This is a genomic window from Lactimicrobium sp., assembly GCF_036453465.1.
Taxonomy (GTDB): domain Bacteria; phylum Bacillota_I; class Bacilli_A; order Erysipelotrichales; family Erysipelotrichaceae; genus Bulleidia.
The window spans coordinates 1-13,602 of the sequence record NZ_JAZHUW010000001.1; the positions used below are offsets into that span (position 1 = coordinate 1).

Genomic DNA, 13,602 nt, shown 5'->3' on the forward strand with positions numbered 1-13,602 from the left:
TGGTCAGCCTCATACTGTACGGTTTCATCAATCAAAGCACCTTTGACAAAGACGGGCTTATGATGTTCATAGCCGATGCCTTCGCCATTGATGCCGGTTTTTACGATTCGAATCTGTTTCATACGCTTATCCTTTATAAATGCACGCAACATTATACACAATCCCCGTATTTTATCTGAAAGATTTGAAGCTTTGAAAATTGTTTCAGTATAAGACAAACTTCATGCTCTATAGCACCCAAATGTTAAAGATACGTTGCAAACGCTTTCAGATTTTCATAAAATGATAGTAGCGTGAAATCACGTCAGGAGGAAAGAAATGAAGAAATTCTTAACAGCAGCTCTGGCAGGCTTCATGAGCATTTCGCTCGCAGCCTGCGGCTCATCAAGCAGTGGTACTGCAGCCTCATCATCATCTTCAGCGGCTTCTGGTTCTAGTGACAGTTCTGACATGAAAGTGGCCATGATCACTGACTATGGTGACATTACTGACCAGTCCTTCAACCAGACAACTTATGAAGCATCCAAGGCATGGGCAGAGAAGAACGGTGCAAAGTTCAACTACTACAAGCCGGCTTCTGATGCCGATGCAGATCGTGAGGCTTCCATTGAACAGGCCATTGAGGAAGGCTACAACATCATTGTGATGCCTGGCTATGCATTCGCAAAGGCAATCGTGGATGAAGCTGACAACTATCCGGATGTCAAATTCGTTGGTATCGATGTTTCCCAGAGTGATCTGGACACAAATTCCAATGAGACAGGCTGGACAAGAGACAATACTTACACAGCTGTTTATCAGGAAGAGCTGCCTGGCTACATGGCAGGCTATGCAGCTGTAAAGCTTGGCTATAAGAAGCTTGGCTATCTTGGCGGTATGGCAGTGCCGGCTGTTATCAGATACGGCTATGGTTATGTACAGGGCGCCAATGAAGCAGCCAAGGAACTTGGTCTGAGCGATGTTGAAATCAAGTATGTCTATGGCGGCGCATTTGCAGGCAACGCTGATATCACAGCTGCTATGGATACATGGTTCTCCGGTGGAACAGAGCTTGTCTTCGCTGCCGGCGGTTCTATCTACACATCTGCTGCTGAGGCTGCTGCCAAGGTCAATGGCAAGCTGATCGGTGTCGATGTCGACCAGGCTGCAACAATCGATGGCAAGTATGGTGAAGGCATGACAGTAACTTCTGCTATGAAGGGTCTTGCTGCAACTGTCAATGCAGTTCTTGATGGCATCAAGGCTGGCAAGTGGGACAGCGACTATGCTGGCAAGGCTGATAATCTGGGCCTTGTTTCCGGAACAGATCTGAGCAAGAACTATGTCCAGCTGGCTGATTCCACACAGTGGGGCGATGGCTTCACAGAAGATGATTACAAGGAACTCGTCAGCAAACTCTACAATGGCGATCTGAAAGTTGATAATGATACAACTGTTGATCTGTCCAAGTACGATGGTGTTGTCAAGGTTGACTACCAGGGAAGCCTGAAGTAATTACCTTGTTTCATTCCTGAAAATTTACGACTGCAGAGAACAATCTGCAGTCTTTTTTCATTGTTTGTGGGGTACGATTTGCATTACAATAGAGCTAAGGGATTTACAACAAGAAAGGAGATCATTAATCATGGCGGATGAAACACCGTATGCAGTAGAGATGCTGCATATTACGAAGAGATTCCCGGGAATTATCGCCAATGATGATATCACTCTGCAGTTGAAGAAGGGCGAGATCCATGCCCTGCTTGGCGAGAACGGCGCTGGCAAGTCAACACTGATGTCTGTATTGTTTGGCCTGTATCAGGCTGAAGAGGGTACCATCAAGAAAGATGGAAAGGTTGTAGAGATTCATGACCCGACCGATGCCAACCGTCTTGGCATCGGCATGGTCCATCAGCACTTCAAACTAGTGCAGTGCTTTACCGTACTGCAGAACATTATTCTCGGTGTGGAGGATACCAAACATGGCATCCTGCAGACCGACGAGGCAAGAAAGAAGGTGCTTGCCCTCAGTGAAAAGTATGGCATGCAGGTTGATCCGGATGCCCTCATTTCCGATATCACTGTCGGTATGCAGCAGCGTACTGAAATTCTCAAGATGCTGTACCGTGACAATGACATTCTGATCTTTGATGAGCCGACGGCTGTCTTGACACCGCAGGAAATTGAAGATCTGATGCAGATCATGAAGAACCTTGTCAAGGAAGGCAAGTCCATCCTGTTCATCAGCCACAAGCTGAATGAGATCATGGAAGTTGCTGACCGGGTTACTGTATTGCGCAAGGGTAAATGCATTGGCACAGTTAATGTCAAAGATACCAACGAGCAGGAACTTTCCCGCATGATGGTCGGCCGTGATGTACAGCTGGTTGTTGACAAGACACCGGCAAAGCCTGGCAAAACCATACTTTCCGTGAAGAACCTGGTGGTGCCTTCCCGCAAGCACAAGAACAATGCTGTCAAAGGCGTTTCCTTTGATGTGCATGCCGGTGAGATCGTCTGTATTGCCGGTATTGATGGCAATGGCCAGACCGAACTTGTTTATGGCCTGACCGGACTGGAACAGACCACGGGTGGGACCATCACCATCGATGGCAAAGATATTACGCATGATACGATCCGTCAGCGCAACCATCTGCTTTCCCATATTCCGGAAGACCGCCAGAAACATGGCCTTGTCCTGGATTTCCCGCTGGATTACAACATTGTTCTGCAGCGCTATTTTGAACCGGAATTCACCAATAAGGCAGGCTTCCTAAAAACCGGTGCCATCCGCAGCTATGCCAACAAGCTGATCAAACAGTATGATATCCGCTCCGGCCAGGGAGCAGCGACCATTACCCGCTCCATGTCCGGCGGCAACCAGCAGAAGGCCATTGTGGCAAGAGAGCTTGACCGCCAGCACAAACTGCTCATTGCAGTACAGCCAACCCGCGGCCTGGATGTTGGTGCCATCGAATATATCCATAAGCAGCTCATTGCCCAGCGGGATGCCGGCGATGCCGTCTTGCTTGTCTCACTGGAACTGGATGAAGTCATGAATCTTTCTGACCGCATCCTGGTGATGTATGAAGGTGAGATTGTCGGCGAAGTCGACCCGAAGAAAACAACGGTCGAAGAACTTGGCCTGTATATGTCCGGTGCCAAGCGTGATCATCAGGAGGCCCGTTCATGAAGAAGAAAAGTTTCTGGAAACAGCCTGGCGTACAGGCCGTATGTGCTTCTTTGATCTGTATTGTCATCGGTTTGTTGATCGGCTATCTTGTTCTGGTCATCATTTCACCAAAGGATGCCGGCAAAGCAATTTCAACAATTCTGCTCAACTTTATGAGCCGCAATACCACACCGGCAAGACTCAAGGCCCTTGGCAATACTCTTGTCAAGACGGCACCACTGTTAATGTGTGCATTGAGCATCTGCTTCTGCTACAAGGCAGGCCTGTTCAATATCGGTGCAGCCGGTCAGTATGAAGCCGGTGCTGTGGCAGCCCTGTCCTGTGCACTCTTCTGGCATCTGCCCTGGTATGTATGTGTACTTGCCGCAGCGGCAGCCGGTGCCATCCTGGCCGTGATCTCCGGTGCTCTGAAAGCATACCGCAATGTCAATGAAGTCATTTCCGGCATCATGCTCAACTGGATCATGCTGTATATCACCAACACGGTTCTCAGTTCCAACGGTGCCAAGGATACAGCATCCCCATATACACTGTCCCTTGACGCGGCATCTCCATCTTCCCTGATGCCAGGTGCGGGTCTGGGCAAACTGTTTAACAACAATGCCAACGTGACAATTGCAATTCCGCTGTCCATTCTGATTGCCATTCTGATCTGGATTATCCTGAAAAAGACTAAGTTCGGCTATGAAATCATGGCAACCGGTTTTAACAAAAATGCTGCCAAGTATGCCGGCATGAAGGAAAAGAAAAACATTGTTGTCACGCTTGCCATTGGCGGTGCACTCGCCGGTATCGGCGCAGCCTTCATGTATCTGTCCGGCTTCTCCAAGTGGGAAACAACAGCCGCTGCTGTACCGGGCATGGGCTTCAACGGTATCGCCGCAACCTTCCTTGGCGGCCTGAATCCGATTGGTACGATCTTTGCTTCATTCTTTATCCAGTCCATCACCGATGGCGGTTCCATGATCGACCGTATGGTATATGCCTCCCAGATCTCTGATCTGATCTCCGGCATCATCATTTATGCCTGCGGCTTCGTACTGTTCTTCAAGTATGTGCTGAACAAGATCGGCACAAAAGATAAGAATCATCAGAAACCTGAGAAGGGAGGTGCCCAGAAATGACCCTGTTATTACAGTACATGTTAATCTTTGCCTCCGTGCTTGGTTTAGTTGCCCTGGGCGGCTGCTTCTCTGAACACTCCGGCGTCATCAACCTCGGTCTGGAAGGCATCATGGTACTTGGTGCCATGGGCGGTGCTTTGGCCATGAAACTCATGCCTGCCTCCACACCGGCATTCTTCATGATCCTGATTGTCTGTCTGGCCGCTGCAGCCTTTGGTGCTTTATTTGCCTGCCTGCTTGGTGTGGCCTGCATCAACTTCAACGCCGATCAGACATTGATCGGTACCGCTATGAACCTGCTTGCAACCGCGGTGGCATCCGTCATTGTCAGAACATACAACACAGCGCATGATTCCTCAGATGTCAGTACGATTCTGGCATATGTCGATCAGAAAAAGAAGTTTGTCATGTATTTTGGCAGCTTCGAATTCAGCTGGTTCATGGCCATTGCCCTGGCAGCCCTGATCATTTCTTTCATTGTTCTGTATAAGACAAAGTTCGGTCTGCGCTTAAGAGCATGTGGTGAAAACCCACAGGCAGCTGACTCTGTCGGTATCAATGTCTATAAGATGCGCTGGGCAGGTGTACTGATCTCCGGTGTACTTGGCGGACTGGGCGGTATTGCCTATATCACAGCCGGTGTCTCTGAATGGAAATTCGAAGTCGGTGTTGCCGGCTTTGGCTTCCTGGCACTGGCCGTCATGATCTTCGGTCAGTGGAAACCATGGCGCATTGGCTTTGCGGCACTGCTGTTCGGTTTCTTCCGTGCACTTTCCAATGTTTACACCGGCATCCCGTTCCTACGTGCCCTGAATATTCCAAGCACGGTATACAACATGATGCCATACATCATCTCCCTGGTTGTGCTTGCCTTCACCTCTGCCAATTCGGCTGCCCCGAAAGCAGAAGGTATTCCGTACGACAAGGGTTCCAGATAAGCAAATCGAGTGTTTCTTTCCGGAAACACTCTTTTTCTGTGCTAGGATAATGGCCGGGAGAATTGCATATGAAGATGGAAAGAACATACCCAAGGGCTATTGTGACCAAAAAACAGGCTAACCGCATTCATGACGGGCATCCCTGGGTATATAAAGATGAGATTGTTTCACAGGAAGGAAATATAACAAACGGCTGTCTGATTGATGTGTTTGGCAGCCGTGACAATTATCTTGGTACAGGCTTTTACAGTGAACAGAGTAAGATCCGTATCCGTCTGCTGTCACGCAATGCCAATGATGTCTTTGATGAAGCTTTCTGGGCCAGAAGAGTCAGATATGCGCTGCAGTATCGTCTGGATGTCATGCCAGAAGATTTCAGGGCCTGCCGGCTGATTCATGGTGAAAGTGATGAGATGCCCGGTTTAACAGTAGACCGCTATGAAGATATTCTTGTAACGGAGGTTGCCAGCTATGGCATGGAACAGGTCAAGGATATCATCTACAAACAGCTGGTTGATCAGCTGGCACAAAAGGGTGAAGTCATTCATGGCATCTTTGAGCGCAATGAAGGTGAACTGCGCAAAAAGGAAGGTTTGAAACAGTACAAGGGATGGTATGGCGAAAACCATCCGGATACACCCATTGTGCATATACATGAAAATGGCGTTGAATATGAAGTGGATGTTGAAAACGGTCAGAAGACAGGGTTCTTTCTGGATCAGAAATACAACCGTATGGCGGTCAGACATCTTGCCAAAGACAGAACTGTGCTGGACTGCTGCACGCATACAGGCTCCTTTGCCATGAATGCTGTGATGGGCGGGGCAAAGCATGTCACCGCCATGGATATCTCTCAGGATGCCCTGGATATGGCAAAAAAGAATGCGATCCTCAATCACATTGAAAACAAGATGGACTTTCTGCAGGGAGATGTCTTTGAAGTATTACCGAAACTACGGGCAGAACATGCGTTCTTTGATCTGATCATCCTGGATCCACCGGCCTTTACCAAAAGCAGAAAGACATATGGACATGCCCGCAGCGGCTATACAAGCATCAATGCCATGGCAATGAAACTTTTGCCTAGAGGCGGGTATCTGGCCACATGTTCGTGTTCGCACTTCATGCCGACCGAAGCTTTCAAAGACATGTTAAAAGATGCCGCAAGAGAGGCAGGCGTACAGGTGCGCATTGTCGAAGAAAGACATGCCTCCATGGACCATCCGGTTCTGGTGGCAGTACCGGAAACCGATTATCTCAAATATTTCCTTGTCCAGATCATTTGATGCATTCTTAAGAGTCAGACAGCAGGCACCTATGCTATCATGACCTTACCAATGGGGGTGAATGCATATGAGCTGGAAAGTATTGAAAGTTGACCAGGAACACAGAACGGTATCACTTGGGAACTATCATAACAATACATTGAAGGAACTGCCGCTGTCTGCCTTCAACTTTACACCCATGCAGGGTGACAAAGTGGATGTGTATGAAGGAGATGGCAAAGTCATGGCAGTTCTGCATGATGGTCATACAGAACCCGATACCATTGATGAGGCATTTGCCCGTGAAAGTGATACGGTCACAGTCAATGCGGCTGTCTATGCACTGCTGGCCTTTCTGTTTGGCATCTTTGGCGTTCATCATTTCTATGCAGGTGATAACAAGCGCGGTCTGAAGTATCTGTTATTGACACTGATATTTTGGTGGACCATTGCCATTCCGATTATTCTTGAAGTTAAATCCATCATTGCGGCAGTCAAAGTTCTGAGTCAGCCATCTGTAAATGGCATGACCGAGCTGCACCGCTGACCCCATAACTGGAAAAAAAGCCCTTTTTATGCTATAATGTCAGTTAGCGAAAGGGGTGATAACCGTGGATCAGAAAAGATATAAGAAGGGTGACCTCGTTGTATACCGCAGAGATGTATGCAGGGTTGTCCGGATTGCGAAAAGTGACTTTACAGGTGAGCAGTGCTATATTCTCGTGCCATACCTGAAACCGGATGGATCGGTGAAGATGCAGGTCCCGGTTTCCAACAAGGGAGGCCATCTGCGTGACCTTGTCACCCGCCAGCAGATCCGTGAGCTCATTGACAATACACCGGATATTGAGACACTTGTCAGTAAGCCTGCGAACATGAAGAGTCAGTATGCGACGTTGATGAAGGGGGATGACATTGAGGATCTTGTCAGGATCATCAAGACATCCTATGCCCGCAATGAGGAGCGCATTGCCAATCACAAGAAGCTGGCATCGATTGATGATGAATATCTGCAGAAAGCAGAGCGTTATCTCTATGATGAGATCGGTGCTTCCCTTGGCATGAGCTTTGATGAGTCCAAGGCATACTTTGAAAAGGAAGTTCAGAAGGCTTCTGCACAGAAAGAGTAACGAATGTCACAACAGAGCAATGAGACAATTCTGCAGTGCTTTGAGTGGTATCTGAGTGAAGATGGATCATTCTGGAAGAAGGCAGCAGCACTTGCGCCTTCTTTTTCTTCACTTGGACTGACCATGATCTGGCTGCCGCCGGCCACTAAAGGACAGGGCGGCATACATGATGTTGGCTATGGCATCTATGATCTCTATGATCTTGGTGAATTTAACCAGAAAGGCACCATCAGAACCAAATACGGCACAAAACAGGAATACCTGGACTGTGTCAGTGCCATGCATAAGCAGGGGTTGAAAGTGTTGGGAGATGTGGTCTTCAACCAGAAGATGGGTGCCGATGAAACCGAAGAAGTTGAAGCCATTGAAGACAACCCAAGCAACCGCGAACAGGATATCTCCGGAACTGAGACAATCATTGCCTGGACAAAGTTTACTTTCCCAGGCAGACAGGGAAAATATGATCCGTTTATCTGGGACCATACCTGTTTCAACGGTACTGACTGGGATGAAAAGAGCCATCGTTCTTCCATTTTCCGCTTTGTGGGCAAACACTGGGATTCTGATGTGGATCCTGAAGATGGCAACTTTGACTATCTGATGGGATGTGATCTGGATATGACAGATCCCAAAGTCATTGAGGAACTCAATCGATGGGGCAGATGGTACCTCGACCTGGTCCATCCGGATGGGGTACGGCTGGATGCAGTCAAACATATCCACTTCGAATTCTTCCGTGACTGGCTTGCCAATATGCGCAGCTATGCAAAGAAGAATCTGTTTGCACTAGGTGAGTACTGGAATGGTGATGATGGCAGATTGCTGCATTATCTGGATGTTACCAACAACACCATGTCATTGTTTGATGTGCCGCTGCATTATCATTTCTATGATGCTTCTCATGGGTGGGGCAACTATGACATGGGCTCGATCTGGAACAATACGCTGGTATTGCAGCGGTCCGCACAGGCTGTCACCTTTGTTGATAACCATGACACCCAGCCCGGACAGGCCCTGCAGTCATGGATTGAAGGCTGGTTCAAGCCGCTTGCCTACGCACTGATTCTTTTAATTGACAAAGGCATTCCCTGTGTATTCTATGGAGATCTTTATGGCATCCCGCATGACAATTATGGCCCGGTCGCAGAGCTTCCCACACTGATCCAGATCCGGCATCTGTTTGCCTATGGCCAGCAGACCAGTTATTTTGATGATGCCAATGTTGTCGGCTTTACAAGAGCCGGAGATAATGATCATTCAGACAGCGGCATTGCTGTGATCATGAGTGACAATGCCGGCGGATATAAACAGATGTATGTGTCAAAAGAACTGGCAGGTGTGACAATGGTGGATGCCCTTGGCCATGTGAATCAGGAAGTAACGATCAGCCAGGATGGCACGGGTACCTTTGCCTGCAATGGCGGATCCGTATCTGTCTACATCAGAAAAGATGCATTGAACATGATTCATCAGCCGTAAGAAAAGACCTCAGAGCCATAAACTCTGAGGTCTTGCTGTTTCTTTCAGATTTTAATCTTTGGCAGCACGTTGGCAAAGGTATCCTGAATCAGCAGGTCTGCCTGCTGGTCATATGGGGTAACTGATTTGTTAATGAGAACAAGGTGATTGCCACGGTAGTATCTCAATAAGCCGGCAGCCGGATAGACAACCAGGCTTGTGCCAAGCACAATCATGACATCGGCCTGCTCAATGGCATCAACAGCGCCCTGGACAACTTCCTCATCCAGACCTTCTTCATACAGGACAACATCCGGACGGATGATGCCGCCGCACTTGTCACAATACGGAATGCCCTTGCTCTGGGCAACATATTCTGCTGAGAAGTGTTTGCCGCACTTTGTGCAATAATTGCGCAGGGTGGAGCCATGCAGCTCCCACACATGCTTACTGCCGGCTTTCTGGTGCAGGCCGTCAATGTTCTGTGTCACTACACCAAGCGATTTACCTTTCTCTTCCAGCTTTGCAATGAATTCATGGGTATAGTTTGGCTTTGCGTCCAGGTGCAGCATCTTGTCATGATAGAAACGATAAAACTCATCAGGATGCTTGTAAAAGAACGTATGGGAAACAATCTCCTCCGGCGGATAGGCATACTTCATCTGGTACAGTCCGTCCTGTGAGCGGAAATCCGGGATGCCGCTGTCTGTGGAAACACCAGCTCCGGTAAAAAACACAATCTTCTTGCCTGCATCAATAATCTTCTGCAGGGCTTCAATCTTTTCTGGATCGCTCATGTTCTGCCTCCTGCTTACTATTATAGTTTTTCTGAATGCCATCAGCGATGGCAATCATACTGTCAATCAAAGAATGTGGCTTCAATACATGCACCTGATCACCAAACTGCAGCAGCCAGGCTGTCAGGGTAGGGGTGATGGCAGCAGGGATCGAAGCCGTGAAGTGATCTTGATCACGATGCGAGATAATGATATCCATGCCAAACTGATCAAACAGCTGCTGGGCCATACGGTTGTCAAAGACAGCCGTAATAGTATCGGCATCTCCGGTATAGGCATGGAATGTCTTGCGCATCCATTCCTCAGGATCAAAGCGGACCGGATCATGGATTGCATCCATCATACGGGCATCATCCATCTTATCAATGCGGTAAGAAGATAATCCCTGATATTTATCACTCCAGAAGACTGCATAATAACGTCCGTCATTGGCATACAGCCACACCGGCATCATCGTATACACAGCACCATCACGGCGCATCTTTTTCTCTTTTCCCGGAGTTAGATCATAGTAGTGAAAAGAAACAAGATGATACGAGGCAATGGCATTGATCAAAAGACCAATTGTGGCAAGCACCTGCCGGTTTTCCGTCTTCTCTTTGACACTTGTTACAATCGGCAGCATATCTCTTTCCCGATGTGACAAGAGATCTCTAAGCTTCTCATAAAATGCCTGTTTATCTTCCGTTGTCAAAGCAGAAGAAGAACGGATGGCATCCACCAGTACAAATGCTTCACCAAGTGAAAAGCGGTGATCCAGATAGTACGTATAGGCATTGTTTTTATGCACACGCACGAGCGGATATCCTGCTTTTTCCATCGCATCCAGAGTCCGATACAAAGGACGGCGGTCGGCACTGATGCCATGCTCACTCAGAAAGCTCTGCATCTGCACCAGGGAAATGGGGCTGCCGGCATCACTTTCCTCACTCAGATACTGTAATAGTAACAACGTAATATACTCACGATCTCTCTGCTGCATAAGACTCCTTTTTCTTTTATTGTACGCGAACACGTACAGTAAAACCAAATCTTTTCCGTATCATCATAGCTGTCAAAGAAAAGAGGGGATGTGAACATGAATACAAAAGTACAATACCAGCTGATGATGACAGGACTGCTGTTTGCCTATGGCATGGCTGCCCAGTATCTGCAGGTGCCGGCCTTCCTGCTTGGCACAGTCATTCTTGCCATGGCAATCCTACATCTGCATAAAGATATGATTCTTCCGGCCATAATAGGCACAGCGATCATGGAAGGCTATCTGCTGGTGTGCCATCTGTTCTTCAAAGAACCCGTATTTATTCTACTGGAAGCCGATGCTGTACTTGTCTCTGTACGCTATGCTGCCAGACAGGAAAGCTGCATGAAAACATCACTGTATCTCTGTGCATTCTATGCTGTGATGAGAATCATTGCCATGGCCGTACTGGTGCCATCCTGCACTTCCATTCTTGATCTGCTTTTTATGCCAGTGGCAGCCGGGACTGCAAAACAGCTGCTTTTTGCGAAGAGGAGACATGACAGAAGGAGGACAACCGGTGTAGAATACCAGTTATGACGAAATGGCTGGTACAAAAACTGATCCCGGACGCAAAGGATACCCAGAAAGAAAGTGTAAGGCTTGCCTATGGCACCCTTGGCAGCGGGGCAGGCATCGTATGCAATCTGTTCCTGTTTGCCCTCAAGCTCACCATTGGCATGGTAATGCATGCCATGGCCATCACCGCTGATGCCTTGAACAATCTGTCTGACTGCATCACCTGCATCGTCTCACTGGCTGGCTATCACATGGCCGCAAGACCAGCAGACAAGGGCCATCCCTTCGGTCATGGCCGCATGGAATATGTCATCAGCTTCGGTGCATCCATCCTGATCTGCCTGGTCGCTCTGGAACTGTTCAAGAGCAGTATTACCTCAATTCTGCATCCAGAGACAATTACGTTCTCACTGCCGTTATTTATCATTCTGCTGGCATCCGTACTTGTCAAAGTATGGATGGCATCCTTCTATCAATACCTTGGCAAGGCAACCGATAACACCATTCTTCTGGCCAGTGCCCAGGATTCAAAAAGCGATGTACTGACAACCAGTGTCACACTGCTCTCTTTGATCCTTTCCCTGGTTTTTAAAAATTTCCCGATTGATGGCATCATGGGAACTCTGGTTTCCATATTGATTCTGAAATCCGGATTCTCACTTGCCAAAGACATCGTCGATCGGATTCTGGGAAGGCCGGTGGATGCGGCATTGACCAGCCGCATTGAAGCAATGATCCTGGCCCATCCGGAAGCACTGGGCGTGCATGATCTGATTATTCATGACTATGGTCCCGGCCAGAAGATCGGTTCTGCCCATGTGGAGCTTGAGAGTACGATGAGCTTTGTCGGTGCCCACCAGCTGGCCGATACATGTGAAAAGGAAATCCGTGATCAGCTCCATGTGGATATAACCCTGCATACAGATCCAGTTGATACTGAAGATCCTGAGCGGCAGCACTACCGTCAGGAAATCCTTGATCTGCTTAAGGAAATGAATGCCGGCATCACCATGCATGATTTCCGTATCGATCATGATGAAGAGAAGATTATCCTGATCTTTGATCTGCTGGTCCCGTTTGAATGCCCATTGTCACAACAGGAAATTACCCGGAGAATCAATAGTGAACTCAAGTGTGATCCTGCCAGCCTGGAAACAAGAATCACCTTTGACCATGCCTTTACAGAAGGAGACCAGCCATGAAAAACAAGGGAAGCTTTCTGCTGTTATTAACTGCATTCATCTGGGGTATGGCCTTTGTCGCCCAGAGTGCTGCCATGGACAGTATCGGTCCATGGACCTTTAACTGTGTCAGATCCATCATTGGCGGTCTGACATTACTGGTCCTGATGCCTTTTCTCCATAAACTTGTACCACCGGTACATTCCTCAAAGAAGGAACTGATCAAAGGCGGCATTGCCTGCGGCTTATTGCTTGGCATCAGTTCCATGCTGCAGCAGGTTGGAATCATCAGCACTGCGGTAGGCAAAGCCGGCTTTCTGACAGCTCTCTATGTTGTCTTTGTCCCGCTCTTTCTTGCTCTGGGCGGCAGACACCTGCAAAAGCGCATCTGGATCAGCGTAGCTCTGGCAACAGGTGGTCTTTACTTCCTGTGCATGAACGGCTCATTCTCTCTGGCAAAGGGAGACATCCTGTTACTGCTATGTGCCTGCGGCTTTGCATTGCATATCATAACGGCGGATCACTTCACATCCCATACCGATGGCATCTGGCTAAGCTGCCTGCAGTTTTTTACAGCAGGACTGCTGTGTGCCGGACCAATGTTTCTCATTGAAAAGCCATCGCTGCATGATCTGTACAATGCAGCAGTGCCAATCCTGTATGCCGGTATCTTATCCAGTGGAGCAGGGTATACCATGCAGATCATCGGACAGAAAGACACCGAGCCAGCCATTGCTTCCCTGCTGATGTCACTGGAATCTGTCTTTGCATGTATAGGAGGATTTCTGCTGCTGCACCAGGTATTGACCATCCGGGAAATCTTTGGCTGCATGCTGACCTTCAGTGCAGTTATTCTTGCTCAGCTGCCATTGGATAAAAAGAAGGAAACACTGCCGAAAACATCTGCCAGCCGGAATGATTCCTGATCCCAGATAGATATTTGAAAATGTGAAGCTTGCTTCACCAAATTGTGTAACTGCACCAGAACAGGTACAAC

At 48.2% G+C, this 13,602-nt stretch carries 13 protein-coding genes; 11 read left to right on the plus strand and 2 right to left on the minus strand.

Annotation, left to right across the window (positions count from 1 at the left end):
- The first annotated feature begins 318 nt into the window (after positions 1–318).
- The 8 genes from SOI44_RS00005 to SOI44_RS00040 all read left to right on the plus strand — a co-directional run bounded on the left by SOI44_RS00005 (position 319) and on the right by SOI44_RS00040 (position 9,108).
- The gene (locus tag SOI44_RS00005; RefSeq protein WP_331347196.1) at positions 319–1,494 is read left to right on the plus strand and encodes a BMP family lipoprotein; all 1,176 of its coding nucleotides are present in this window, start codon (positions 319–321) and stop codon (positions 1,492–1,494) included.
- A gap of 130 nt (positions 1,495–1,624) precedes the next feature.
- Positions 1,625–3,172 carry an ABC transporter ATP-binding protein gene (locus SOI44_RS00010; protein ID WP_331347197.1) on the plus strand — a complete coding sequence of 516 codons (1,548 nt, stop codon included), beginning with the start codon at positions 1,625–1,627 and terminating at the stop codon, positions 3,170–3,172.
- Positions 3,169–4,296, plus strand: a complete 1,128-nt coding sequence (locus SOI44_RS00015; RefSeq protein ID WP_331347198.1) for an ABC transporter permease — start codon at positions 3,169–3,171, stop codon at positions 4,294–4,296. The genes SOI44_RS00010 and SOI44_RS00015 overlap by 4 nt, the downstream gene beginning before the upstream one ends.
- Positions 4,293–5,234, plus strand: coding sequence for an ABC transporter permease (locus SOI44_RS00020; RefSeq protein WP_331347199.1), 942 nt, complete (start codon positions 4,293–4,295; stop codon positions 5,232–5,234). Before SOI44_RS00015 ends, SOI44_RS00020 begins: the two co-directional genes overlap by 4 nt.
- A gap of 68 nt (positions 5,235–5,302) precedes the next feature.
- A complete protein-coding gene (locus SOI44_RS00025) occupies positions 5,303–6,520 on the plus strand; it encodes a class I SAM-dependent rRNA methyltransferase (protein ID WP_331347200.1) in 1,218 nt (405 codons plus the stop codon).
- 67 nt (positions 6,521–6,587) lie between these two features.
- On the plus strand, positions 6,588–7,046 hold the full coding sequence (locus tag SOI44_RS00030; protein ID WP_331347201.1) for a TM2 domain-containing protein: 459 nt from the start codon (positions 6,588–6,590) through the stop codon (positions 7,044–7,046).
- 64 nt (positions 7,047–7,110) lie between these two features.
- The gene (locus SOI44_RS00035; RefSeq protein ID WP_277008529.1) at positions 7,111–7,629 is read left to right on the plus strand and encodes a CarD family transcriptional regulator; all 519 of its coding nucleotides are present in this window, start codon (positions 7,111–7,113) and stop codon (positions 7,627–7,629) included.
- A 3-nt stretch (positions 7,630–7,632) separates the two neighbouring features.
- Positions 7,633–9,108, plus strand: coding sequence for an alpha-amylase (locus tag SOI44_RS00040; RefSeq protein WP_331347202.1), 1,476 nt, complete (start codon positions 7,633–7,635; stop codon positions 9,106–9,108).
- A gap of 44 nt (positions 9,109–9,152) precedes the next feature.
- On the opposite strand, the gene SOI44_RS00045 is transcribed toward SOI44_RS00040, so the two are convergent.
- A complete protein-coding gene (locus SOI44_RS00045; RefSeq protein WP_331347203.1) occupies positions 9,153–9,884 on the minus strand; it encodes an NAD-dependent protein deacylase in 732 nt (243 codons plus the stop codon).
- Positions 9,862–10,866 carry a helix-turn-helix transcriptional regulator gene (locus SOI44_RS00050; protein WP_331347204.1) on the minus strand — a complete coding sequence of 335 codons (1,005 nt, stop codon included), beginning with the start codon at positions 10,864–10,866 and terminating at the stop codon, positions 9,862–9,864. Before SOI44_RS00050 ends, SOI44_RS00045 begins: the two co-directional genes overlap by 23 nt.
- A gap of 96 nt (positions 10,867–10,962) precedes the next feature.
- Here SOI44_RS00050 and SOI44_RS00055 point away from each other — a divergent pair, with 96 nt between their 5' ends.
- Genes SOI44_RS00055 through SOI44_RS00065 form a run of 3 tightly spaced genes read left to right on the plus strand, consistent with a single transcriptional unit; the run spans position 10,963 to position 13,531 of the window.
- Positions 10,963–11,445 carry a hypothetical protein gene (locus tag SOI44_RS00055; RefSeq protein WP_331347205.1) on the plus strand — a complete coding sequence of 161 codons (483 nt, stop codon included), beginning with the start codon at positions 10,963–10,965 and terminating at the stop codon, positions 11,443–11,445.
- On the plus strand, positions 11,442–12,626 hold the full coding sequence (locus SOI44_RS00060; protein ID WP_331347206.1) for a cation diffusion facilitator family transporter: 1,185 nt from the start codon (positions 11,442–11,444) through the stop codon (positions 12,624–12,626). The genes SOI44_RS00055 and SOI44_RS00060 overlap by 4 nt, the downstream gene beginning before the upstream one ends.
- Entirely contained in the window at positions 12,623–13,531 is a 909-nt protein-coding gene (locus SOI44_RS00065) for a DMT family transporter (RefSeq protein WP_331347207.1), read from the plus strand. Before SOI44_RS00060 ends, SOI44_RS00065 begins: the two co-directional genes overlap by 4 nt.
- Positions 13,532–13,602: the final 71 nt, after the last annotated feature.

Bases quoted from the DNA above. Each gene is read 5' to 3' on its own strand.
- SOI44_RS00045 (WP_331347203.1), bottom strand. From the start codon at position 9,884: ATGAGCGATCCAGAAAAGATTGAAGCCCTGCAGAAGATTATTGATGCA.
- SOI44_RS00010 (WP_331347197.1), top strand. From the start codon at position 1,625: ATGGCGGATGAAACACCGTATGCAGTAGAGATGCTGCATATTACGAAG.
- SOI44_RS00060 (WP_331347206.1), top strand. From the start codon at position 11,442: ATGACGAAATGGCTGGTACAAAAACTGATCCCGGACGCAAAGGATACC.
- SOI44_RS00040 (WP_331347202.1), top strand. From the start codon at position 7,633: ATGTCACAACAGAGCAATGAGACAATTCTGCAGTGCTTTGAGTGGTAT.
- SOI44_RS00020 (WP_331347199.1), top strand. From the start codon at position 4,293: ATGACCCTGTTATTACAGTACATGTTAATCTTTGCCTCCGTGCTTGGT.
- SOI44_RS00050 (WP_331347204.1), bottom strand. From the start codon at position 10,866: ATGCAGCAGAGAGATCGTGAGTATATTACGTTGTTACTATTACAGTAT.
- SOI44_RS00055 (WP_331347205.1), top strand. From the start codon at position 10,963: ATGAATACAAAAGTACAATACCAGCTGATGATGACAGGACTGCTGTTT.
- SOI44_RS00065 (WP_331347207.1), top strand. From the start codon at position 12,623: ATGAAAAACAAGGGAAGCTTTCTGCTGTTATTAACTGCATTCATCTGG.
- SOI44_RS00015 (WP_331347198.1), top strand. From the start codon at position 3,169: ATGAAGAAGAAAAGTTTCTGGAAACAGCCTGGCGTACAGGCCGTATGT.
- SOI44_RS00025 (WP_331347200.1), top strand. From the start codon at position 5,303: ATGAAGATGGAAAGAACATACCCAAGGGCTATTGTGACCAAAAAACAG.
- SOI44_RS00005 (WP_331347196.1), top strand. From the start codon at position 319: ATGAAGAAATTCTTAACAGCAGCTCTGGCAGGCTTCATGAGCATTTCG.
- SOI44_RS00030 (WP_331347201.1), top strand. From the start codon at position 6,588: ATGAGCTGGAAAGTATTGAAAGTTGACCAGGAACACAGAACGGTATCA.